This is a genomic window from Actinomadura rupiterrae (genome assembly GCF_024172125.1).
GTDB lineage: Bacteria > Actinomycetota > Actinomycetes > Streptosporangiales > Streptosporangiaceae > Spirillospora > Spirillospora rupiterrae.
The window spans coordinates 120,005-142,033 of sequence record NZ_JAMZEA010000006.1; the positions used below are offsets into that span (position 1 = coordinate 120,005).

Below are 22,029 nucleotides of genomic sequence, written 5' to 3' on the forward strand. Positions count from 1 at the left end.
GATAATCCCCGATCAACTCGATCGCCCCCGGCGATATCAACACCGCACGCCGACACTGAAAGCGTCAGCGGTCGAGGGCGTGGTCGATCCAGGTGTCGGCCTGGTCCAGTAGCAGGTGGCCGGCGCCGAGGATGCTGGCGTCGCGCCCCGAGCGGGACGTCGCGATCTGCAGGTTGCGCGTCGCCAGCGGGAGGCAGCGCTGGTAGATGGCGCCGCGGATGGTCGCGACGAGCGGTTCGGCGTTGGACAGGCTGCCGCCGATGACCAGCGCGTCCGGGTTGAAGAAGTTCACCAGCGCGGTGAGCACGTCGCCGATGAGTTGGCCGGCGTTCCGCACCGCGGCCGTCGCCTGCGGGACGCCGTCGGTGACGAGATCGACGATCCGCGCCGGGGAGTCGGCGACGATGCCCTGCGCGGCGAGGGTCGCGGCGAGCGCGGCGCCGCTGGCGTGCGCCTCCAGGCAGTCGGGATGGCCGCACGAGCAGTCGACGGTCGCCTCGGACCGGATCCGCACGTGGCTGATGTCGCCCGCGGCGCCGCGGCCGCGGTGCAGCCGGCCGTCCACGATGACACCGCAGCCGATGCCGCTGCCGAGCTTGATGACCATCAGGTTGTCGAGATCGGGCCAGGACGCGCGGTGCTCGCCGACGGCCATCAGGTTCGCGTCGTTCTCCACCAGGACGGGCAGGCCCGCGTGCGCGGCGGCGAACTCGCGGACGGGGAAGTCGTTCCAGCCGGGCATGCGCGAGGGCGAGACGACCTGGCCGGTGGCCGGGTCGACCGGGCCGGGCATGCCGATGGCGAGGCCGCGGACGGGCACGTCCCGCAGGCCGTGCTCGTGCGCGAGCGCGCGCAGGCTGTCGATGACGGCGGCGAGCGTCGCCTCGGGGCCGACCGCGATGTCGAAGGCGAGGTCGGCGAGCGCGAGCGGCGCGCCGCTCAGGTCGACGGCGGCGAGCCGGGCGTGGTGCGCGCCGAGGTCGGCGACCAGGAAGACGCCCGCGGTCGGCGCGAGCCGCAGCCGCCGCGGGCGGCGCCCGCCGCGGGACGCGCCGGTGCCTCCCTCGGCGAACAGCCCGGCCTCGATGAGCTGCTCGACCCGCAGCGAGACGCTGGACGCGGCGAGCCCGGAAAGGCGGGCCAGCTCGGCCCGCGACTCGGCCTGCCCGGTGGCGACCATGCGCACGAGTGCCGCCGGTCGGTCGTCTCTGCTGTTGCGCACCCCAGATAGATAGCATGCGCCGACTTGGTACAGCAATGCGTTGACTTGCATCGATTTGAAGGTCTAATGTCCCTCTCGACTTCGATTTCGAAGGAAGTTGGATCGAGGATGACCGAATGATCGAGGTTCGCGGCCTGCACAAGCGCTTCGGCGGCCACACCGCCCTGCGCGACGTCGACCTGGACGTGGCGCGCGGCGAGGTGGTCGTGGTGATCGGCCCGTCCGGGTCGGGCAAGTCCACGCTCTGCCGCTGCCTCAACCGGCTGGAGACGCCGGACGCGGGGACGGTCCGCATCGACGGCGAGGAGCTGCCCGAGGAGGGCCGCGCGCTCGCCCGGCTGCGCGCGGACGTCGGGATGGTGTTCCAGTCGTTCAACCTCTTCCAGCACAAGACCGTCCTGCAGAACCTGACGCTCGCGCCGACCCGCGTGCGCGGCCTGCCGCGGGACGAGGCCGAGCGCGACGCCCGCGAGCTGCTGGGCCGCGTCGGGATCGGCACGCAGGCGGACAAGCTGCCCGCGCAGCTGTCCGGCGGGCAGCAGCAGCGCGCGGCGATCGCGCGCGCTCTCGCGATGCGTCCGAAGGCGATGCTGTTCGACGAGCCGACGTCCGCGCTCGACCCGGAGATGGTCGGCGAGGTGCTGGACGTCATGACCGACCTGGCCCGGGACGGGATGACGATGGTCGTCGTCACCCACGAGATGGGGTTCGCCCGCCAGGTCGCCGACCGCGTGGTGTTCATGGCGGACGGCGAGGTCGTCGAGACCGGCACGCCGTCCGCGTTCTTCGACTCCCCCGCCACCGACCGGGCCCGGGACTTCCTGGCCAAGGTCCTCAGCCACTGAGGGGCCTCGGCCACCGGAAGCCACCGCCGGCCCCCGAGCCGCCCAAGCCACCAGACCCCGCCGCCCCCGCCGCACGAAGCGGCTGGAGCGGCGGACCACCCGCCGAACCCCTGAGCTCCCGGCCCGGCTCCACCCCCGGCGCGCCGCCCCCGGCGCGCCAACCGAGAAAGGTTGTTGAACATGGTGCGTACCTCTGCGGGGAAGCGCTGGGCGCTGCCGGTCGCGGTGACGGCGCTGTCGGTGGCGGGCCTGGCGGCCTGCTCCAGCGGCGGCGACTCCGGCTCGGCCGTGCCCGGGTCCGGCGGCGGCAAGCAGGACGACCTGGTCGCCGCGGCGCCGGTCGCGGCGAACCTGCCGGCCGGCTCCACCATGGAGAAGATCAAGAAGCGCGGCGAGCTCATCGTCGGCGGCTCGCTGGACGCGCCGCTGCTGTCCCAGCAGAACCCGGCCAGCAAGAAGGTCGAGGGCCTGGACGCCGACTTCGGCCGGCTGCTCGCCAAGTACATCACCGGCAAGCCGAACGTGAAGATCGTCAACTCGGCGTCGGAGACCCGCGAGGCGCTGCTGTCGAACGGCACGGTCGACGTGGTGTTCCAGACCTACAGCATCACGCCCGAGCGCGCCAAGCAGGTCGCGTTCGCCGGGCCGTACTACAGCTCCGGCCTGGTCATCACCACCAAGAAGGACAAGACGGGCATCGCGACGCCCGCCGATCTGAAGGGCAAGACGGTCATCGCGGGCGCCAACACGCCGGCGATCCCGGCCATCAAGAAGGCCGCCCCGGACGCCAAGATCGTCACCTTCGGCAGCGACCCCGAGTGCGTCCAGGCGCTCAAGCAGGGCCGCGGCGACGCCTACGTCCAGGACGAGGCGGTGCTGCTGGCGACCGCCAAGCAGGACCCGACCATCAAGATCCAGGGCAAGCCGTTCACCAGCGACCCCTACGGCATCGGGCTCAAGCACGGCGACGCGCAGATGAAGCAGTTCGTCAACGACTGGCTGAAGCAGATCCAGGCGTCCGGGCTGTGGGCCAAGGTCTGGAAGAACTCGATCGGGACGGTCGTGGAGGGCGACGCGCCGCAGCCGCCCGCGATCGGCTCCGCGCCGGGCTCCGAGTGATCCGGCCCGCCGAGTAGGAGATCGAGGGGAAGGGGTCCCGCCCCGCCATGAACGTCATCACCGACCATCTCTCCGAGTTCGGCCACGGCCTGCTGCTGACCGCCGAGCTGACGCTGCTGTCGCTCGCCGGCGCTCTCGTGGCCGGGACCGTCGTCGCCTCGATGCGGGTGTCCCCGGTGCGCGTGCTGCGCGCCGCCGGGATGGCCTACGTCGAGGTGCTGCAGAACGTCCCGCTGCTGGTGTGGCTCGTGCTCGCCGTGTTCGGGCTGCCGGAGATCGGGTTGATGACCGGGCTGTTCACCACCTCGGTCGTGGTCATCTCGCTCTACCAGGGCGCGTACACGGCCGAGGCGGTCCGGTCCGGGATCAACGCGGTGCCGGCGGGGCAGGGCGAGGCCGCCCGCGCCCTCGGGCTCACCTTCACCCAGTCGCTGCGGCTGGTCGTCCTGCCGCAGGGACTGCGCACGGTCGTCCAGCCGCTCGGCAACATCGCGATCATGACGCTGATGAACACCGCGATGGCCGCCGCGGTCGGCGTCGTGGAGCTGACCGCCGCGGCGAACCGGGTCAACCTGGCCGAGGCGACGCCGATCTGGATCTTCGTCACGGCGGGCCTGGCGTACATGGCGCTCTCCGGGCTGTTCGGCCTGGTGACCGGCGCCCTGGAACGGAAGTGGGCGATCCTCCGATGAGCACGCCGGAATCCATGAACGCTAAGGCCCGGGAGCGGGTGACGCAGCGATGAGCGCGCCGTCCTCGCGGTTGCTGTTCGACGAGCCCGGGCCGCGCGCCCGGCGCCGCATCCGCATCGCGACCGTCCTGGCCGTGCTGGTCGCCGGCGCGCTGATCGCGCTCGCGCTGCGGCAGTTCGCCGACAACGGCCAGCTGGCCGCCGACCGGTGGCGCCCGTACGGGACGTGGCCGATGTGGCGGTACCTGCTGGAGGGCCTGCGGTCCACCGTGCAGGCGGCCGCCATGGCGATCGCGCTGGCCGGGACCGCGGGCGTCGTGCTCGCGCTCGGCCGGGTCTCGCCGTCCCGGTGGCTGCGCATCCCGGCCGGCGCGTACGTGGAGATCGTCCGGACGGTCCCGGCGCTGCTGCTGGTCTACGTCGTGCTGTTCGCGCTCCCCCGCTACGGCCTGGACCTGCCGCTGTTCTGGAAGCTCGTGGTGCCGCTGTCGGTGTCCAACGCCGCCGCGTTCGCCGAGATCTTCCGGGCCGGCATCCGGTCGGTGGAGCGCGGGCAGCTGGAGGCGGGCCTCGCGCTCGGCCTCACCCGCGGCCGGGCGATGCGGCTGGTCGTCCTGCCGCAGGCCGCGCGGCGGGTGCTGCCGTCGCTGGTCAGCCAGTCCGTGGGCGTCCTGAAGGACACCTCGCTCGGCTTCGTCGTCAGCTACGCCGAGCTGCTCTACAGCGGCAAGGTGCTGGCGAACTACAACCACCTGCTGATCCAGACCTACCTGGTGATCGCGCTGGTGTACCTGGTCATCAACGCGTCGCTGGCCAAGCTCGCGCGGACGCTGGAGGCGCGGCAGCGGACCCGCCCGTCGCGGTCCGTGCGGCAGGCCGTCCCCACGGCACAACCCTGATGAGGAAACCGATGTACGAAGTGCTGGCCGAAGTCGTCCGCAACGGCTTCGTGGAGAGCCGCCACTACGGCAGCGTCGTGGGGATCGCCCCGGACGGGTCCGTCGGCTACGCGCGCGGCGAGGTGGACGAGACCGTCCTGCCGCGCTCGACGACCAAGCCGTTCCAGGCGGTCGCGTGCCTCGCGGCGGGCGCGCCGCTGTCCGGCGAGCGGCTCGCGATCGCCGCGGGCAGCCACACCGGCGAGGACTTCCACGTCAAGGCGGTCGAGGCGATCCTCGCGGACGCCGGTCTCGGCGTGGACGCGCTGCGATGCCCGCCGGACTGGCCGGAGGACGCGCCCACCCGGACGGCGCTGATCAGGGCGGGCGAGAGCGAGTCGCGCGTCCGGATGAACTGCTCGGGCAAGCACGCCGCGATGCTCGCCGCCAGCGCCGCCAACGGCCGGCCGACCGGGAACTACCTCGACCCCGGCCATCCGGTCCAGCGCGAGGTCGCGCGGATCATGGCCGAGGCGGCGGGCGAGGAGCCCTCGCCCGTCGCGGTCGACGGCTGCGGCGCGCCGCTGTTCGGCCTCACCCTGACCGGCCTCGCCCGCGCGATGGTCACCCTCGTCCGCGCGGACGGCCCGTACCGCGCGGTCGCGGACGCCATGCGCGCGCACCCCGAGTACGTCGGCGGAACCGGCCACGCCAACACCGAGTTCATGCGGCTGCTGCCCGGCTGCGTCGCCAAGGGCGGCGCCGAGGGCGTGCTGGTCGCCGCCACCGCGGAGGGCGCCGCCGTCGCCGTGAAGGTCATCGACGGCAGCCCCCGCGCCACCACCGCCATCGCGCTGCGCGCGCTCGCCGCGCTCGGCGCCGACACCGCGGGCGCCGCGCCGCTCGGCGCCGTCCCCGTCCTCGGCGGCGGACGTCCCGTCGGCGAGATCCGCACGACCCCGGAAGGACACCTGTGAGCCCGACCCGCGAGACGAGCCTGACCCACGAGATCTGCATCGACAGCGTCGAGGGCGCCATCGCGGCCGAGAAGGCGGGGGCCGGCCGCGTGGAGCTGTGCGCGGCGCTGTTCGACGGCGGGCTCACGCCCACGCTGGGCACGGTCCGCGCGGCGCTCGCCGCGGTGGCCTCGATCCGGGTGCACGTCATCATCCGCCCGCGCGGCGGCGACTTCATCTTCGACGAGCACGAGATCGCGGCGATGGAGCACGACGTCCGGCTCGTCCGCGAGGCGGGGGCGCACGGCGTCGTGATCGGCGCGCTGACGCCGGCGGGCGAGATCGACCGCCCGGTCACCGAGCGGCTGATGGACGCGGCCGGCGACCTGTCGGTCACCTTCCACCGCGCCTTCGACATGGCCGCCGACCCGTTCGCCGCGCTGGACACGCTGATCGACCTCGGCGTGCACCGCGTCCTCACCTCCGGGCAGGACACCAGCGCGCTGGAGGGCGCGCCGCTGATCGCCGAACTGGTCCGGCGCGCGGGCGACCGGATCGTGATCATGCCCGGCGGCGGGATCACCGATCGGAACGTCGCGCGGGTCGTCGCGGAAACCGGCGCGCGGGAGATCCATTTCGCCGCGCTCGCGCCCGAGGACAGCCCCGCCGTGCACCGCAACCCGTACCCGTTCATGGGCGGTGAGCTGCGCCGACCCGAGTACGAGCGGCTGGTCACCAGCGGCGCCGGAATCGGCGCTGTGATCCGCGCCGCAGGCTGAGGAAACGGCCGGGCAGCCGATATATGATCATTTCTCACGCGCCCGCATATCGCTCGGCAACATGATCGGTAAAGTCCACGAGGGAGGCCGCGCGATGGAAGACGAGCCGCGCCGCGACGACCGCGGCCCCGCCGCCCGCGCCCGGGTGCCGCTGGGCCGGCCCACCGCCGCCCGGATGTACGACGAGGCGCTCGGCGGCAAGGACCACTACGCCGTCGACCGCGAGGCGAACGCCCGGCTGTACGCCGCCATCGGCGAGCGCCGGGTGCGCGACACCGCGATGGAGAACCGCCGGTTCCTCGGCCGCGCGGTGGAGTACCTGGCGCGCGAGTGCGGCGTCCGGCAGTTCCTGGACGTCGGGTCCGGCCTGCCGACGGTGCGCAACACGCACCAGATCGCCAAGGAGGCCGACCCGAGCGCCCGCGTGGTCTACGTGGACATCGACCCGATCGTCGCGGTGCACGGGCGCGCCCTGCTGGCCAACGACGACACCAGGATCGTCACCGCCGACATGCGCGAGCCCGAGACCGTCCTGGACGACCCGGAGCTGAACGAGCTGCTCGACTTCGACGAGCCGGTGGCGGTGCTGTTCGTGGCCGTCTTCCACTTCACCACCGACGAGGACGACCCGGGCCGGATCGTCCGCGCGTTCCGCGAGCGCCAGGCGCCCGGCTCGTACGTGTCGATCTCGCACCTGTGCGCGGACGGCATGAGCGAGCCGGAGCGGCAGGGCTGGTACGACGGCTTCGACGGCGCGACCGTCCCGCTCGTGCTGCGCTCCGAGCCGGAGGTCGCCAAGCTGTTCGACGGGTACGAGCTGGTGGAGCCGGGCCTGGTCCCGCCTTGGCAATGGCGCCCGACCGACGACCTGTCGCCGCGCACCAGGTCCCTGCTCGGCGGCGTGGGCCGTCTGACCTGACAGGACTCGCCGCGACGGGCGTCATCGCAACCGAAACGGTGTCCTGTCCGTCCAAACCGTGATCAAGTAAGGCGACGAGCGGCGGGCGGCGCGCGTGCCGCCTCCGGAGTGCCTCATCACGGGAGCGTGAAGCGCCTTGGTGGACGCGGTTCCAGAGCCGGAGGAGGGCGTCGCGCCCGCGAGCCCGCCGCGCGTGGACGCGGGCGGGCTGCTGCCGGTGGCGGGCCTGCTCGGACGGCTGCTGCGGACCGGGCTGGCGGGCGCCTCGCTGCCCGTCCTGCTCGGAGTGGTCGTGGCGCAGGTCGCCGGCGCCGCGATCGCGCTCGCGCTCATTGGGGACGGCGGATACATCGTCAACGGTCAGCCGCGTCCGTCGTCGGTGTCGTCCGGGCTGGTCGTCGGGCTGTGCGCCGTGCTGGTCGCGCTGCTGGCCGTGCAGGTGTTCGCGGCGAGCGCGGTCAGCGTGATCTCGGCGGGCCTGCTGCTCGGACGGCCGGTCTCGGCGCGGGCGGCGCTCGGGCGCGTGGCGCGCCGCGCGGTCGCCCTGGCGGTCGTCGGGGCGGGGCTCCTGCTGCTGAGCGCCGGGATCGTGGTGGCGTACGCCGTCGCGTGGTCGGCGAGCGGGTTCCGGCTGGTCGGGTTGGTCGTCGCGCTGGCGGGCGTCCTGCTGCTCGGCTGGCTGCTGCTGGTACCGGCCGTCGTGGTGCTGGAGGACGCCGGCCCGCGCCGCGCCCTCGTCCGGACGTGGGAGATCGTGCGGCTGCGGCGGACGCGGACCTCCTGGCATCTCGGCGTCTTCGCCGTCGCGGTTCCGGTGCTGGTGGGGTGGGGGCTCGGCGAGGCTGCGCGGCTTGCCGGGGGCGCTCTCTCTATGGTCCTCGGCGCGGCCGCGTTCGCGGTGGCGGGGATGGTGGCGGTCCTGATGCAGGGCGCGGCTCCGGCGATCATCGCGTTGGACGGCTGGTACTCCGCGTCCGCCGAAGGCAAGGACCAGCGGCGTCCGATGGAGCCGCAGGTCACGGCCGGCATGCTGCCGCCATCGCCCGCGCCGCGGCGAACCCGGCCCGTGGTGGCGGGTGGGCTGCTGGTCGCGGCGGTCGCGCTGCCAGGGCTGCTCCTCCAGGGGCTCCTCACCCTCAACCCGTTCGGCATGCCGAGCGTGACCGACCACGTGGTCAAAGCCGTGAGCGCACAATCGTGGCTGCTGGTGACCGGCGGGGACCGTCCGCTGGTTTTCGCACCGCGCCTCGCCCGGTATTCGGTGCACGCCTGCACCGACCAGCCCTGCACCCGCACCCGGCAGGTCGGCGGTGACCGTTTCCTCCAGCCATGGATGGACGCGGCGGAACTCCCGGACGGCTCGGTCGCGGTCGCCGCGTGGCTCGACGGCAAGGACGAGTCGCTGCGGCTGGTCCGCTGCGACGGCCACAGTTGCCCGACCTTGCAGAACGCCCCGCCGTTGCGGAGCAATCCGCCGCTGACCTCCGGCCTCGCGCGCCACCTGTGGGTCTCCGTGGCCCCTTCCGGTCCGGGCGTCGCGGTCGCGGCGGTGGACCGGAACAAGGCCGCCGGCGGATCGATCGACCTGCACCTCCTGAAGTGCGAGCGCCTCCCCTGCGCGTCCCCGGTCACCGCGGGCGTCGTCACGGTGCCGTCCAATGCGGAGGAGGGGCTTTGGGCGCACCCGCTCGCCGTCGCGACGGGCCGTGGCGGACGTCCCGTGGCCGCCTTCCAGGACCTCGCACGCGGCGACCTCTACTTCGCCGCGTGCACCACCACGTCCTGCCCGGCCACGGCGACGCGCCTGGTCAGCGGCGGTACAGGTGGCGCCCCGTCCGACGAGTTCAGCAGCGCGCGGGACGGCGGCGTGAGCGTTGTCGTCCCGCCCGACGACAGGCCGCTGATCGCCTACCGGGACGGCCATACGGGCACCGCTCGCCTGCTCCGCTGCCGGACGCCCGCGTGCCCGGCGGCCGACCCCATTGGTCTCGGCGACGCCGGGAGCCGTTTCGCGCCGTCGATGGCCCTCGGGCCGGACGGCCTGCCGGTGATCGCCACCTACGGGCCGTCCGGCCACGCGGTGACCGTCATCGCCTGCCGCACCGCGGACTGCGCGCGGCGGACCACGTCCCGGATCGCCGCGAACCGCGGGACCCCCGGCCCGATGGACCTCGCGGTCGGGCGCAACGGCCGTCCGCGGGTCCTCTGGTACGGCCGCTCTCCCGGCGCGGACGGCTTCCGCCTACACCTGACCACCTGCCGCCACGCGCGCTGCGACGCCGGCTGAGTCGAGGGGCTATGACTCCGGGTCGGGGGCGGTTCCTCGTCCTTCGAGGAGGGGTCGCCGCGGGTCCCAGGTCGTGCCGTCGCGGGCGTCGCGGCGGCGGCGCGCGATGCCCGACAGCGCCTCCAGGACGACCCGGTTGGCCAGCGCGGACGTGATGTCCGCGTGGTCATAGGGCGGCGACACCTCCACCACGTCGATCCCGGCGACCGGAAGCTCGTAGGCGATGCGGCGGACGGCGTCCAGGAGCTGCCGCGCCGTGAGGCCGCCCGGCTCGGGCGTGCCGGTCCCCGGTGCGTGGCCGGGATCGCAGACGTCGATGTCGACCGAGAGGAAGACGCCGTCGCACTCGTCCGTCGCGATCGCGAACGCCTCGGTCAGGCACTCGTCCAGGCCGCGCGCGACGATCTCGGTCATCTCGTAGGAGCGCATGCCCTGCCCGGCCATCCACGCGAGCGTCTCCGGGCCCGGCCAGTAGCCGCGGAGGCCGAGCTGGAGGAAGCGGTCGCCGCGCAGCGCGCCGGACTCGATCAGGCGGCGCATCGGCTGCCCGTGGCCGACGAGCGAGCCGAACTCCACGTCGCCCGTGTCGGCGTGCGCGTCGAAGTGGATCATCGAGACGCGGCCCTGGCCGAGGTGCTGGGCGACGCCCGCCGCGTCCGGCCACGCGATCGTGTGGTCGCCGCCCAGGACCAGCGGGATCGCGCCGTTCGCCGTGACCGCGTGGACGGCCTCCTGGAGATCGCGGACGGAGCGCTCGGCGTCGCCCGAGTACATCTCGACGTCGCCGGCGTCGTACACGGTCAGGTCGCCCCGCAGGCCGTCCACCCGGAGCGCGAGGGACGGGCGCGACCCGTCCTGCGGCAGGTAGCAGGTCTGCCGGATGTACTGCGGGCCGAACCGGGTGCCGGGCCGGTGGGACGTGCCGCCGTCGAACGGCGCGCCGAGGATCACCACGTCCGCACCGGCGTAACTGGACGGCTCGGACCAGGTGCAGCGCGGGACGCCGAGGAAGGTGATGTCGGGGCCGAACTGCGGGCCGTACCGTTCCGGCATGAATGCCTCCATGAGTGTCGAAGCCGTCAGCGGACGGCGGTGCGGGCCCGCCGCATGAGCAGGACGTAGAGGGCCGCGGAGATCAGCATTCCCGTGGGGAGGGAGAGATCCACCCCGTCCATGGCCTTGGCGATCTCGCCGGTGTAGGCCGTGGTGTGCACGCACTGGGACGCGACGGCGGCGCCCGCGAGCAGGGCGACCGCACCGGCGGGGTTGACTCCGCCGATGTACCAGAACGGTCCGCCGCGGGACTCGACGCCGAGCGCCGGGCCGTCGTAGCGGTTGCGCCGCAGCAGGATGTCGGCTGCGTAGATCGCCATGCTGGGGCCGAGGAGCACGACCATGACCTGCAGCATGTTGTTGACGGTGTCGAGGAAGTTCGAGATCAGCAGCGCGTACAGGGTGAGGGCGAGGCCGAGCGTGCCGTCCAGCGCGACGCTGCGGGAGCGGCGCAGGCGCAGCCCGACCGCCTGGAGGGCGAGGCCGGAGCTGTAGGCCGTCATGGCGTTGTTGGCGATGGTGCCGACGATGACCGAGAGCAGGAACACCGGCTCGAACCAGTCCGGCAGGACCGCCGCCAGCGAGACCTGCGGGTCGGTCATGTCGACGGCGGTGCCCGCGATCGTGCCGAGCGCGGTGAACAGCACCGACGGGACGAACGCGCCCACCGCCGTCCAGCCCGCGACGGCCTTCGCCGAGGTGGTGCGCGGCAGGTAGCGGGAGAAGTCGGCGCTGTTGCTGTAGGACAGCGGCCCGGACGCGACGAGCGCGAGCCCGGCGGTGGCGGCGGCCCAGAGCGCCGATCCGTGCAGCGGGTGCTCCGGGCGGTAGTCCCAGTGCGCGTGCCCGAGGACGTACCAGGCGAGGACGGCGAACGCGGCGGTCAGCGCCCAGGTCATCAGGGGGTACAGCCGCACGATGGTCGCGTGCCCGTAGACGCTGATGGCGAGCGTCGCGACCGCGATCGCCGCGGTCGTCGCGACCTTGACGGGCGTGGTGACGTGCACGCCGAGGTCGCCGAGCAGGGCGAACGCGGCGAGCGCGGCCGCCGCCCAGTTCAGCGCGACGTAGCAGACCGAGACGAACCAGCCGTTGACCAGGACGTTGATCCGGTTGCCCCGGATCCCGTACACCGCCCGCGTGATCACCTCGCTGGGCGCGCCCGCGGCCGGGCCGCTGGCGGCGAGCAGCCCGACCAGCAGCCAGAACGCGTTGCCCGCGACGACCAGCGCGAGCGCCTGCCACAGGCCCAGCCCCATGAGCACCAGCGCGCCGCCGACGACCAGGGCCAGGTAGCTGACGCTCGGCGCGGCCCACACGGCGAACAGCTCGCGCGGGCGGCCGTGGCGCTCGTCGTCGGGGACGTGGTCGATGCCGCGGACCTCGACGCGTCCGGCGCGGTCGGGCGGGGTGGCCGCGCCGCCCGGCGGGGCGTCGTCCAGGGGGTCTGGAATCGTGGATGCCATACGGGCTCCTCCGGGGCTTGTTCTATTGGTCGCATAACCAATAACTTGGGAGGCGTGTTGTCAAGACCACAGCCGAAACGCGTTCGCAAGTCGCCCGAGGAGCGCCGCGCCGAGATCGTCGCGGCCGCCTCGGCGATCGCGCTGGCCGAGGGCCTGGAGTGCGTGACGCTGCGGCGGGTGGCCGACGAGCTGGCCGTCCGGCCCGGGCTGATCAGCCACTACTTCCCGGTCACCGAGGACCTGGTGGCCGAGGCGTTCGGCGACGCGGCGTCGGCGGAGCTGGACGACCTGATCCCGGCCGTCCGGCCCGGGGGCGCGGTGAGCCACCTCGCGCGGTTCTTCGCGCTCACGTCCGGGCCGCGCTACGACGGCATGAGCAGGCTCTGGCTGAACGCCCGGCACCTCAGCCGCTACCGCGACACGCTGCGCGAACGCGTCAACCACCAGGAGTTCCTGTGGCGCGAGCGGCTGGCGGCGCTGCTGCGCGACGGCGACGCCGCCGGGGAGTTCCGCGCGCCCGAACCCGAACTGACCGCCATGCGCGTCCTGGTCGTCATGGACGGCCTGGCCTCGCATGCCAACACCGGCCGCGACGTCCATCCCGACCCCGTCAAGCGGATGGCCGCCGCGACCGCCGAGCGCGAGCTCGGCCTCCCCGAGGGCCGCCTCGCCGCTCCCGTCCCGTCCCCCTCGACGCCGCCCTCGACGCCGCCTCCGGCGTCCCCTTCGACCGCTCCCGCCTGACCTGCCCCACCACCCCACGGAGAGTTCCTTGCAGCCCGACCTCATCCTGCTGTCCGCCCGGCTCCTCGACCCGCTGACCGGCGGCCTCCTCCCGCACACCGCGCTCGCCGCGGGCGGCGGACGGATCACCGCGCTCGGCGACGACCGCGAGATCCGCGCCCTGGCCGGACCGGCGACCACGGTCGTCGACGTCCGCGGGGCCGTCGTCACGCCGGGCCTGGTGGACGGGCACATGCACCCGCTGTCCGGGGCCGAGCGGACGATGGGCGTGGACCTCTCCGGATGCGAGGACCTCGACGCGGTCCGCGCGGCCCTGGCGCGGGAGAAGGCCGCGCTCGTGCCCGGCGCGTGGCTGCGCGGTTGGGGACTCGACCCGAACGCCTTCGGTGACCAGCCGGTCGGCACCGCCGCGATCGGGCCCGTCCTCGCGGACGTGCCCGCCGCGATCGACCTGTTCGACGCGCATTCCATGCTGGCCAGCCCGCGCGCGCTGGAACTCGCGGGCATCGACGGGCCGCGCGGGTTCGCGCAGGCGGCGGAGATCGTGTGCGACGAGGCGGGCCGTCCGACCGGCCTGCTGCTGGAGGACGCGGCGTGCGAGCTGATCGAGGCCGTCATGCCTCGTCCGTCCGCCGAGGAGGTCCGGGAGCGGGCCGCCGGGGTGCTGCGCGCGATGGCGGCGGCGGGACTGACCGGCGCGCACGCGATGGACGCCAACGGCGACAGCCTCGCGCTCTTCGCCGCGCTGGACGAGGCGGGCGAGCTGCCGATGCGGTTCCGCGTCCTGCCCTGGTGCCAGCCCGGCGCGGACGCCGAGGAGGTCGCGGGCCTCGTCCGCCTCCAGGGGACCGGCGGTGAGCTGTGGAAGGTCGCCGGGGTCAAGCTGTTCATGGACGGCACGATCGACAACGGGACGGCGTGGCTCGAACGCCCCGACTGCCACGGCGAGTCCACGCACGCCTTCTGGCCCGACCCGGACGTCTACACCCGGATCATCGCGGAGCTGCACCGGCACGGCGTCCCGACGGCCACCCACGCGATCGGGGACGCGGCCGTCCGGCACGTCCTCGACTCGGTTGAAAAGGCGCAGGCCGAGCGGCCCGGTCCGCGGCACCGGATCGAGCACATCGAGACCGTGCCGGACGGCACCGTGCGCCGGTTCGGCGAGCTCGGGGTCGCCGCGTCCATGCAGCCCACGCACTGCACCGAGTACACCCGCGCCGACCACACCGACAACTGGTCGCGCCGCCTCGGCGAGGAGCGCGCCTCGCACGCGTTCCGCTGCCGCGACCTGTGGGACGCGGGGGCGAGGGTCGTGCTCGGCTCGGACTGGCCGATCGCGCCCTACTCACCCACCGGGATCATGGCGGGCGCGCGGCACCGGCGGCCGAGCCGCGACCTGAGCCGGCCGCCGCACGGGCCGTCCCAGGCCCTCACCCCGCTCCAGGCCCTCCAGGGCTACACGCTCACCCCGGCCTGGGTCGCGGGCGAGGAGGACCGCGCCGGACGGCTCGCGCTCGGCCACCGCGCGGACCTGACCGCCTTCGCCGCGAACCCGCTCACCGTCGCCGACGAGGACCTGGCCGGGCTCCCGGTCGTCCTCACGGTGACCGATGGCCGCCCGACCTTCCGCGCGGACGACCTCTAGCCGGGAAAAGGGGTTGTGCGGCGGGCTAACGTTGTGATCATGGAATTTCGACGGGTGGGGACCAGCGGGCTGCGCATCAGCGAGATCGTCTTCGGCAACTGGCTGACGCTGGACGGCCAGATCGACCGGGACGCGCAGGTCGCGTGCATCAGGGCCGCGCTCGACGCCGGGATCACCACGTTCGACACCGCCGACGTGTACTCCCTGGGCGCCGCCGAGGAGGTGCTCGGGCGCGCCCTGGACGGCGTCCGGCGGTCGTCGGTCGAGATCGCGACCAAGGTGTGCCTGCCGGTCGGCGACGGCCCCAACGACAGGGGGCTGTCGCGCAAGCACGTCACCGAGAGCTGCCACGCCTCGCTGCGCCGCCTCGGCACCGACTACGTGGACCTCTACCAGGCGCACCGGTTCGACGACGAGACCCCGCTTGAGGAGACCATGCGGGCGTTCGCCGACCTCGTGCGCCAGGGGAAGGTGCTGTACGTCGGCGTCTCGGAGTGGACGGCCGAGCAGATCGAGCGCGGCCACGCGCTGGCGGCGGAGATGGGCGTGCCGCTCATCTCCAACCAGCCGCAGTACTCGATGCTGTGGCGCGTCATCGAGGCCGAGGTCGTCCCGGTGTCGGAGCGGCTCGGCCTCGGGCAGATCGTCTTCTCGCCCGTCGCGCAGGGCGTCCTGACCGGCAAGTACCTGCCGGGCGGCGCCGCGCCGGAGGGGTCGCGCGCGACCGACCAGCGCGGCTCCCGGTTCGTCGGCCGGTACATGTCGGACGCGGTGCTGGAGGCCGTCCAGCGGCTGCGCCCGCTCGCCGAGGACGCGGGGCTCACCATGGCGCAGTTCGCCGTCGCGTGGACGCTGCGGAACCCGGCGGTGTCCGGCGCGATCATCGGCGCGTCGCGGCCCGAGCAGGTCGCCGAGAACGCCGCCGCCGCGGGTGTCCGGCTCTCCGACGAGACGATGAAGCGCGTGGACGACGTCCTGGGCGACCTGGTCGAGCGCGACCCGGCCAAGACCGCCGACCTGTTCAACATCATGCCCGCCTGGCGCCGCTGACCTCGGACTCCGACCTCGGGTTTCAAGCCGAGGTCAGCGGCCGTTGAGGAGACGGCCCGAGCTTTAGGATGGCGGCATGACGTCGCGCGCAGGGCTGCCGGGGTGACCGCCGGCGAGGCGCCGGACGACGCGTCCGACGCGGACGGGCCCCGGCGGCGGCCGGGCGGGCGGAGCGAGCGCGTCCGGCGGCAGGTGCTCGAAGCGGTGCAGGCCGAGCTCGCCGAGCGCGGGTACGACGCGCTCACGATGGACGCCGTCGCGGCGCGCGCGGGCGTGCACCGGGCCACGGTCTACCGCCGCTGGCACGACATCGGCGGCCTGCTCGCGGACGTGTTCGACGCGGCGCGCGACGACGACTGGCGGCCCGCCGACACCGGGTCGCTCCAGGGCGACCTGACGGCGCTGAACCTGGAGAGCCAGACGGCGCTGACCGCCCGGCCGCCGCTGGTGTCCGCGCTGATCGCCGCGTCGTTCCGGTCCGACGACGCGGCGCGCGGCGTCCGGAACCTGTGGGAGGACCGGTACGCGCGCTGCGAGGTCATCGTCGCGCGGGCGGTCGGGCGCGGCGAGATCCCGGCCGGTACCGACGCCCGGAGCCTGCTCATCGCGGCCACCGCGCCGGTCTACCACGAGCTGGTCCTGCTGCGCGCGCCCGCCGATCCGGGCCTGCCCGAGCACGCGGCGAGGACGGCCGTGCTCGCGGCGCGCGCCGGTGCGTTCACCGGGCCGGGGACGTCCTGACCGAAAGGCGCGTCCTGCCTCTTGCGCGGCGCCCCGCGCGTACGTGAAACTCTCTCGCATTCGCCGGACACGGAGGTGCGCGATGCGGGTGCGGCTCGACATCATGGCGGGTGCCGTCGTCCTCCTGGACGTCGTCCGGGTCTTCCTGCCGTCCCTGATCACCGTGGTAGGCGACGCCGGGAGCACCCCGGCCGAACTGATCGGCCTGTACGCGCTCGTGTGGTTCCTCGCCGCGTTCGCCGCCGCGCCGTTCGCGCGGATCGGCACGGCCGCGGCCGTCCTGCTGCTGGCCTGCCGGGCGGCGTTGCAGTTCACCGACGGCGGGACGCCGCAGGCCGCGATCTCCAGCATCGGACTCCTCGCAGGGCTGTGCTGGCTGGTCGCGTCGGCCGCGAAGGCGCCCGATGCCCGTCCGGTCGCGAACGGTTTCATCGCCGGGCTTGCGGTGTCGGGCGTGCTGCACGCGGCGCTCGGCGGCATCGACCTGGTGTGGCGGGACGGCGTGTGGCCGTGGCTCGTCCTCGCGCTCGAACTGGCCGCCTTCGCCCTGACCCTGCGTCCCGGCGCCGGCGCGTCCGGAGACCAAGCGCAGGATGCGGGTGCGCTGGGCGGGCGGGTCTGGTGGACGTTCGGACCCGCGCTCCTGCTGTGGGGCCTGTACACGGGCAGCACCTCGCATGCCCAGGCCAGCACGGACGGCGCGACCTGGGCGGCCGTCGTGGTCGCGACCGGCGCGGTGCTCTCGGTCGCGGTCGCCGAACGGCCCGCGTTCTGGACGCGGCATCCCGCGGTGCCCGGCGTCGTGCTCGTCCTGTCGGCGCTCGGGTTCGCCTTCGGGCGCGTCACGGCGGGCGGGATCCACGGCGTCTCCCCCGCCTGGACGCTGTTCGCGCAGGTCGCAGGCCAGTTCGCGCTGGCCGGATGCCTCGGCTGGGCCGCCCGCTCGTCCGGCCGCGACCGGGCCACGAGGCGCGGCCTCGCCACCGCGACCGGGTTCCTGGTCTTCGTCGTGCTGTTCTTCGCCTACTACTCGGCCTATGACCTCGGCATCCCGAACCGCTGGGTGCCGGTGGCGGCGGCCGTCGTCGTCGCGGCGGTCTCGTTCGTCCGCTCGGAGCGGCAGGCGTCATCCGTCCGGTCGGAGCTACAGGCCCAAGAGGGACGGCAGTGGGGCGTGCTCGCCGCCAGTGTGGCGGGCGCGCTGCTCGTTTCGCTCGCCGCGGCCTGGCCGGGCTCGGCGTCCTGGACTCCGGCTCCCGGCGGCGGGCTTCGCGTGGCCGCCTACAACCTGCGCATGGGCTACGGCATGAACGGCACGATGACGGTCGAGAAGCAGGCCAAAGCGCTGCGGTCGCTGCGTCCGCACGTCGTGCTGCTGAGCGAGGTCGACCGCGGCTGGTTCCTCAACGGAGGCCGCGACCAGCTGCGGCTGATCTCCGACCGGCTCGGCCTGAAGCCGCTGTGGGCGCCCGCCGGGGACGAGGTGTGGGGCGACGCGCTGCTCACGGACCTGCCGGTCGTGACCGTCCGGAACCACGTCCTGGTGAAGGGCGGGCCGACCGGCGCCGAGGCGCTGGAGGTCGGCGTCCGCTGGCAGGGACGGACCGTCACGTTCATCGCCACCCATACCCAGCCCCCGGACGGCTGGACCGACCTCGGCCAGGCGACGCAGCTCGCCCGGATTGCGCGGACGGCCGCCGCGACGGGCACCCCGGTCATCCTGGGCGGCGACCTGAACATGCAGCCGAGCGACCGCGCCTTCCAGATCCTCCAAGGCGCCGGCCTGAACGACGCGTTCGCCTCCGTCCGGCCGTTCAAGACGTATCCGGCGGGCCGGAACCCGACCGACCAGCTCGACCACATCTTGACGACGCCGGGGCTGACTGCCCGCGACGCCGTCAAGCTGGCCGTCCCCTACTCCGACCACCTCCCGGTCGCCGTCACCCTGACCGGCGTCCGCTAGCGAACCGTCATCGGACCTCGGACCGGTCAGGCGTTGACCGGGCCGGGGTCGCTGGTGCTCGGACGGCCGTTCTCCAGGTGTCCGGCGTAGCGGCGAAGGTAGGCGCCGGAGCTGATGCTGATGTCGTACCAGCCCTGCGTGTCGGACGCCTTCCAGTGGAAGACGTGCGTGGCGTGCGGGTGCAGCGTGTACTTCTTGGTCTCGCGGGTCCGGTCGTAGGCGTTGGTCGCCGTCACCTCGATCGGGGTGCGGCCGGTGTTGCGGAGCCGGACCATGACGCGGGCCTGCTTGTCGTGCGAGAACTCGGCGACCAGCGGCGTCGCGGTCTCCCCGGCGAACTCGCACAGCGAGCCGTTCGGGCCGTAATAGGCCAGGTGGTAGGCCTTGCCGACCGTCCAGTGGTCGGAGACGGAGTCGCGCGCGGCGACCGCGTACCGGCGGGGCTTGGAGCCGGACGCGAGCCGGTCGTAGACGTAGAACGCCGCGCCCGCCCTGCCCCGGTTGTCGAACTCCAGCGCGAAACGGCCCGCCTTGCCGGGCACCTCGTTGACCAGCAGGTCGTAAGGCAGCGGACGCGCCGGACGCACGCCCTTCTCCTGCGCGGGCATCGCCTGCGGCGTGGACACCTGGTACGGCTTGCCCTTGGACGCGGGCGGCGCCGGCACCGGGAAGGCCACCGGACGCGGGTCCACGCCCTTGGAGAAGTCGAACGCCGAGGTCAGGTCGCCGCAGACCGACCGCCGCCACGGGCTGATGTTGGGCTCGCCGATCCCGAAGCGCTTCTCCAAGAAGCGCAGCACCGAGGTGTGGTCGAAGGTCTCCGAGCACACCCAGCCGCCCCGCGACCAGGGCGAGACGACCAGCATCGGGACGCGCGGGCCGAGCCCGATCGGCTGCTTGCCGCCCGGGTCCGCGCCGGGCACGAGCGGGCCCTTCTCACCGGGGTACTTGTCGAGGTCGATGAACTCGTCGTCCAGGTGGGCGGTCAGCGCGCGGGACAGCACGCCGCCCGCGTCCGGCGCGCTCGCGGACGGCGGCATCGGCGGGACGACGTGGTCGAACAGCCCGTCGTTCTCGTCGTAGTTGATGAGGAAGACCGTCCGGCCCCAGACCTCGGGGTTCGCGGTGAGGGCCTCCAGCACCTTGTTCAGGTAGTAGGCGCCGTGCGTGGACGTCGAGGACGGGTGCTCGGAGTACATCGACGGCGGGACGATCCACGTCACCTGCGGCAGCCGGCCGTTCTTCACGTCGTCGGCGAACTCGGCGAGCGTGTGGGTCGAGGCGCCCTTGTCCGGCAGCGGGCCGGACGCGCCCTCCTGCCGCTGGTACCGGTGGAAGAACTCCAGCGAGTTGTCGGTGAAGTTGTCGGTGGCGTCGCCGGGGATGCCCGTGCCGCCCTGGTACAGCTTCCAGCTGACCCCGGCCTTCTCCAGGCGCTCGGGGTAGGTCGTCCAGGTGTAGCCGTTGGTGCCGTTGCGCTCCCACAGGCCCGGGCCGTTCGGCTTGTCGCCGAGGCGGTTCTGCGCGTCGATCGTGCCCGTCCACAGGTAGATGCGGTTGGGCGCGGTGTCGGCGTGGACGGAGCAGAAGTAGGCGTCGCACACGGTGAACGCCTCGGCGAGGGCCCAGTGGTACTGGATGTCCTGCCGCTGGACGTACCCCATCGTCAGGACGTCCTGCTTCTGGTTCACCCACTCGTCGTAGCGGCCCTCGTTCCAGGCGAGGTGGCCGCTGCTCCAGCCGTGGTTGGTGCCGGGGATGGCCTCGGTGTGCTCCTGCGGGTCCACGTACCAGGGCAGCACCTCGGCGGCGCTGTCGGCGAGGCCGCGCGAGTGGTAGTTGCCCGTGCGGACCTTGGCGGCGGGCTGGTTCCAGACCGGGCGGCCGTTCGGCAGCAGGTGCGGCCGCGGGTCGCCGAAGCCGCGCACCCCGCGCATGGTGCCGAAGTAGTGGTCGAAGCTGCGGTTCTCCTGCATCAGGATGACCACGTGCTCGACGTCCTTGATGGTGCCGGTGCGGCCGAGCGCGGGCATGGCCAGCGCCCTGGACACCGCCGGCGGGAACGCCGTCAGCCCCGCCGCGGCCGTGCCGGCCCCCATCAGCTGCATGAACCGCCGCCTGTCCAGCGTGGCCACCGAACCTCCCACTGCTCGCATTCCGCCCAAACGGAAAGGATCATGGCAGGAACGGACCGCGTCCTCCCAGGTCGGTGCGGCATCCAGGGCGTGAACAGACGGCGGCCGGAGCGTGGCCGCCGCGCCCGGTCCGGCGCGCCGGGGTTTGCCGACTCTTACCTTGCGCAAGGTCGACGATCAAGGCTATCGCCGCAGGTCAGGGGGTAGCGCTAGGGATGGCAACGCGTCAGACAACATGATGGGGGACAGATGAGTTCGTCCAGACGCCAGGAGCCGTCCAGCCGCAAGGACCGGTCGGGGCGCAAGGACCGGTCCGGCCGCAAGCAGCGGTCCGGCGGCGGCGGCGCGCCGTACGACGCCAAGCTCGGCGACCGGTTCGAGACGTTCGACCGGAACCGCGACGGGGCGATCTCCCAGCGGGACTTCGAGCTGATGGCCGACGGCATCCTGCGTGCCTGCGCGCAGAACCCGAAGTCGCCGAAGGGGCGCGCGCTCCAGGACGGGGCCCGCCGCTACTTCGAGGAGCTCGCGCGCATCGCGGACAACGACCGGGACGGCAAGATCAGCCGGGCCGAGTTCCTGGCCGCCGCCCAGGACACGCTGAAGTCGGGGCAGCACGGCTTCGAGAGCTCGCTGCGGCCGTGGGCCGAGGCGGTCATCGCGGTCGCCGACCGCGACGACGACGGCCGGGTCTCGGTCGACGAGTGGACGCAGGTCCTCACCGCCATGGGCGCGGACCGCCAGCAGGCGTCGTCGTCGGCGCGCGGGCTCGACACCGACAGCGACGGCCACATCAGCACGGCCGAACTGCTCGCCGAGGCGCGCCGGTTCTACATCTCGGACGAGCCGGTGGACGTGTTCACGGCTCGATGACCGACGGATGGCAGCCTCCTCGGCCCCTGGTGGCCGGGGAGGCGTCCGGTGCCGGCTCTGCCGGCGCCTGCCCCGCCGGTGCCCGCCCCGAAGGTGCGTGGCCCGCGGGCGCGCGGGCCACGGGCGCGCTGGCCGCAGGAGCGCGGGCCGAGCCGCTCGAAACGGTCGCCCGCTGGGTGCGCGACTACCTGTGCAGCCCCCATCCCGAACTCGGCCGGGCCGGCGCGGTCTGCCCCTACACGCGCAAGGCCCTCGCGGACGGCGGGCTGCTCGGCGCGGTGTGGGCGCGGCGACCGGACGGCCCGGACCAGGTGGCGCGGGTGATGCGCCGCTACCTGGACTGGTTCGTCGCGCGGCGCGGCGGCGACGAAGTGTACCGAGCGCTCCTGGTCGCGTTCCCCCTGGTCACCGAGCACGAGTGGGAGACGGTCATCGAGGGCGCGCAGCAGCGCCTGAAGCCGTCCTTCGTGAAGCACGGCCTGATGGTCGGCGAGTTCCATCCCGGCCCGCCCGCTGCGGCGGGCATCCGCAACCCCGATTTCCGGCCCCTGCGCAGCCCTGTGCCGCTGCTGGCCGTCCGGCCGATGGTCCGCTCGGACCTGCCGTTCCTGGACCAGGCGCCCTGGTCGCTGGACGCCTGGACCGCCCGCTTCGGCTGAT

Annotated in this window: 19 protein-coding genes; 15 read left to right on the forward strand and 4 right to left on the reverse strand. The window is 73.6% G+C overall.

Annotated features, from left to right (window positions below; translation table 11 throughout):
• Positions 1-64: 64 nt before the first annotated feature.
• On the reverse strand, positions 65-1,222 hold the full coding sequence (locus tag FHU30_RS21315) for an ROK family protein (RefSeq protein WP_253878240.1): 1,158 nt from the start codon (positions 1,220-1,222) through the stop codon (positions 65-67).
• Positions 1,223-1,338: 116 nt separating this feature from the next.
• Between FHU30_RS21315 and FHU30_RS21320 the strand changes: the two genes are divergently transcribed.
• The 8 genes from FHU30_RS21320 (at position 1,339) to FHU30_RS21355 (ending at position 9,696) form a co-directional block, all read left to right on the forward strand.
• Entirely contained in the window at positions 1,339-2,067 is a 729-nt protein-coding gene (locus FHU30_RS21320; RefSeq protein WP_253878242.1) for an amino acid ABC transporter ATP-binding protein, read from the forward strand.
• Positions 2,068-2,247: 180 nt separating this feature from the next.
• Complete coding sequence (locus tag FHU30_RS21325) at positions 2,248-3,186, forward strand: glutamate ABC transporter substrate-binding protein (RefSeq protein ID WP_253878244.1); 939 nt, start codon at positions 2,248-2,250, stop codon at positions 3,184-3,186.
• Between the two features lie 47 nt (positions 3,187-3,233).
• Positions 3,234-3,878, forward strand: a complete 645-nt coding sequence (locus tag FHU30_RS21330; RefSeq protein WP_253878246.1) for an amino acid ABC transporter permease — start codon at positions 3,234-3,236, stop codon at positions 3,876-3,878.
• A gap of 49 nt (positions 3,879-3,927) precedes the next feature.
• The gene (locus FHU30_RS21335; RefSeq protein ID WP_253878248.1) at positions 3,928-4,776 is read left to right on the forward strand and encodes an amino acid ABC transporter permease; all 849 of its coding nucleotides are present in this window, start codon (positions 3,928-3,930) and stop codon (positions 4,774-4,776) included.
• 11 nt (positions 4,777-4,787) lie between these two features.
• Complete coding sequence (locus FHU30_RS21340) at positions 4,788-5,732, forward strand: asparaginase (RefSeq protein WP_253878250.1); 945 nt, start codon at positions 4,788-4,790, stop codon at positions 5,730-5,732.
• A complete protein-coding gene (locus FHU30_RS21345; protein WP_253878252.1) occupies positions 5,729-6,490 on the forward strand; it encodes a copper homeostasis protein CutC in 762 nt (253 codons plus the stop codon). The genes FHU30_RS21340 and FHU30_RS21345 overlap by 4 nt, the downstream gene beginning before the upstream one ends.
• Positions 6,491-6,584: 94 nt before the next feature.
• Positions 6,585-7,409, forward strand: coding sequence for an SAM-dependent methyltransferase (locus FHU30_RS21350; RefSeq protein WP_253878254.1), 825 nt, complete (start codon positions 6,585-6,587; stop codon positions 7,407-7,409).
• A gap of 139 nt (positions 7,410-7,548) precedes the next feature.
• Entirely contained in the window at positions 7,549-9,696 is a 2,148-nt protein-coding gene (locus tag FHU30_RS21355) for a hypothetical protein (RefSeq protein WP_253878256.1), read from the forward strand.
• A gap of 9 nt (positions 9,697-9,705) precedes the next feature.
• Here FHU30_RS21355 and speB read toward each other — a convergent pair whose 3' ends face one another.
• On the reverse strand, positions 9,706-10,749 hold the full coding sequence (gene speB / locus FHU30_RS21360) for an agmatinase (RefSeq protein ID WP_253878258.1): 1,044 nt from the start codon (positions 10,747-10,749) through the stop codon (positions 9,706-9,708).
• Between the two features lie 26 nt (positions 10,750-10,775).
• Positions 10,776-12,215 carry a purine-cytosine permease family protein gene (locus FHU30_RS21365; RefSeq protein ID WP_253878260.1) on the reverse strand — a complete coding sequence of 480 codons (1,440 nt, stop codon included), beginning with the start codon at positions 12,213-12,215 and terminating at the stop codon, positions 10,776-10,778.
• 57 nt (positions 12,216-12,272) lie between these two features.
• Here FHU30_RS21365 and FHU30_RS21370 point away from each other — a divergent pair, with 57 nt between their 5' ends.
• From FHU30_RS21370 to FHU30_RS21390, 5 genes are all read left to right on the forward strand, one after another.
• Positions 12,273-12,959, forward strand: coding sequence for a TetR family transcriptional regulator C-terminal domain-containing protein (locus FHU30_RS21370; protein ID WP_253878262.1), 687 nt, complete (start codon positions 12,273-12,275; stop codon positions 12,957-12,959).
• Positions 12,960-12,987: 28 nt separating this feature from the next.
• Positions 12,988-14,607: an amidohydrolase gene (locus FHU30_RS21375; RefSeq protein WP_253878264.1), complete on the forward strand. Its 1,620-nt coding sequence runs from the start codon at positions 12,988-12,990 to the stop codon at positions 14,605-14,607.
• Positions 14,608-14,646: 39 nt separating this feature from the next.
• Positions 14,647-15,657, forward strand: a complete 1,011-nt coding sequence (locus FHU30_RS21380; protein WP_253878266.1) for an aldo/keto reductase family protein — start codon at positions 14,647-14,649, stop codon at positions 15,655-15,657.
• A 102-nt stretch (positions 15,658-15,759) separates the two neighbouring features.
• The gene (locus tag FHU30_RS21385) at positions 15,760-16,398 is read left to right on the forward strand and encodes a TetR/AcrR family transcriptional regulator (protein ID WP_253878268.1); all 639 of its coding nucleotides are present in this window, start codon (positions 15,760-15,762) and stop codon (positions 16,396-16,398) included.
• An 82-nt stretch (positions 16,399-16,480) separates the two neighbouring features.
• Complete coding sequence (locus FHU30_RS21390) at positions 16,481-18,361, forward strand: endonuclease/exonuclease/phosphatase family protein (protein ID WP_253878270.1); 1,881 nt, start codon at positions 16,481-16,483, stop codon at positions 18,359-18,361.
• Between the two features lie 26 nt (positions 18,362-18,387).
• On the opposite strand, the gene FHU30_RS21395 is transcribed toward FHU30_RS21390, so the two are convergent.
• Positions 18,388-20,496, reverse strand: coding sequence for a phosphocholine-specific phospholipase C (locus FHU30_RS21395; RefSeq protein WP_253878272.1), 2,109 nt, complete (start codon positions 20,494-20,496; stop codon positions 18,388-18,390).
• A 249-nt stretch (positions 20,497-20,745) separates the two neighbouring features.
• Here FHU30_RS21395 and FHU30_RS21400 point away from each other — a divergent pair, with 249 nt between their 5' ends.
• Both FHU30_RS21400 and FHU30_RS21405 read left to right on the forward strand, forming a co-directional pair.
• Positions 20,746-21,369 carry an EF-hand domain-containing protein gene (locus tag FHU30_RS21400; protein ID WP_253878274.1) on the forward strand — a complete coding sequence of 208 codons (624 nt, stop codon included), beginning with the start codon at positions 20,746-20,748 and terminating at the stop codon, positions 21,367-21,369.
• The gene (locus tag FHU30_RS21405; RefSeq protein WP_253878276.1) at positions 21,366-22,028 is read left to right on the forward strand and encodes a DUF6875 domain-containing protein; all 663 of its coding nucleotides are present in this window, start codon (positions 21,366-21,368) and stop codon (positions 22,026-22,028) included. The genes FHU30_RS21400 and FHU30_RS21405 overlap by 4 nt, the downstream gene beginning before the upstream one ends.
• Position 22,029 lies beyond the last annotated feature (1 nt).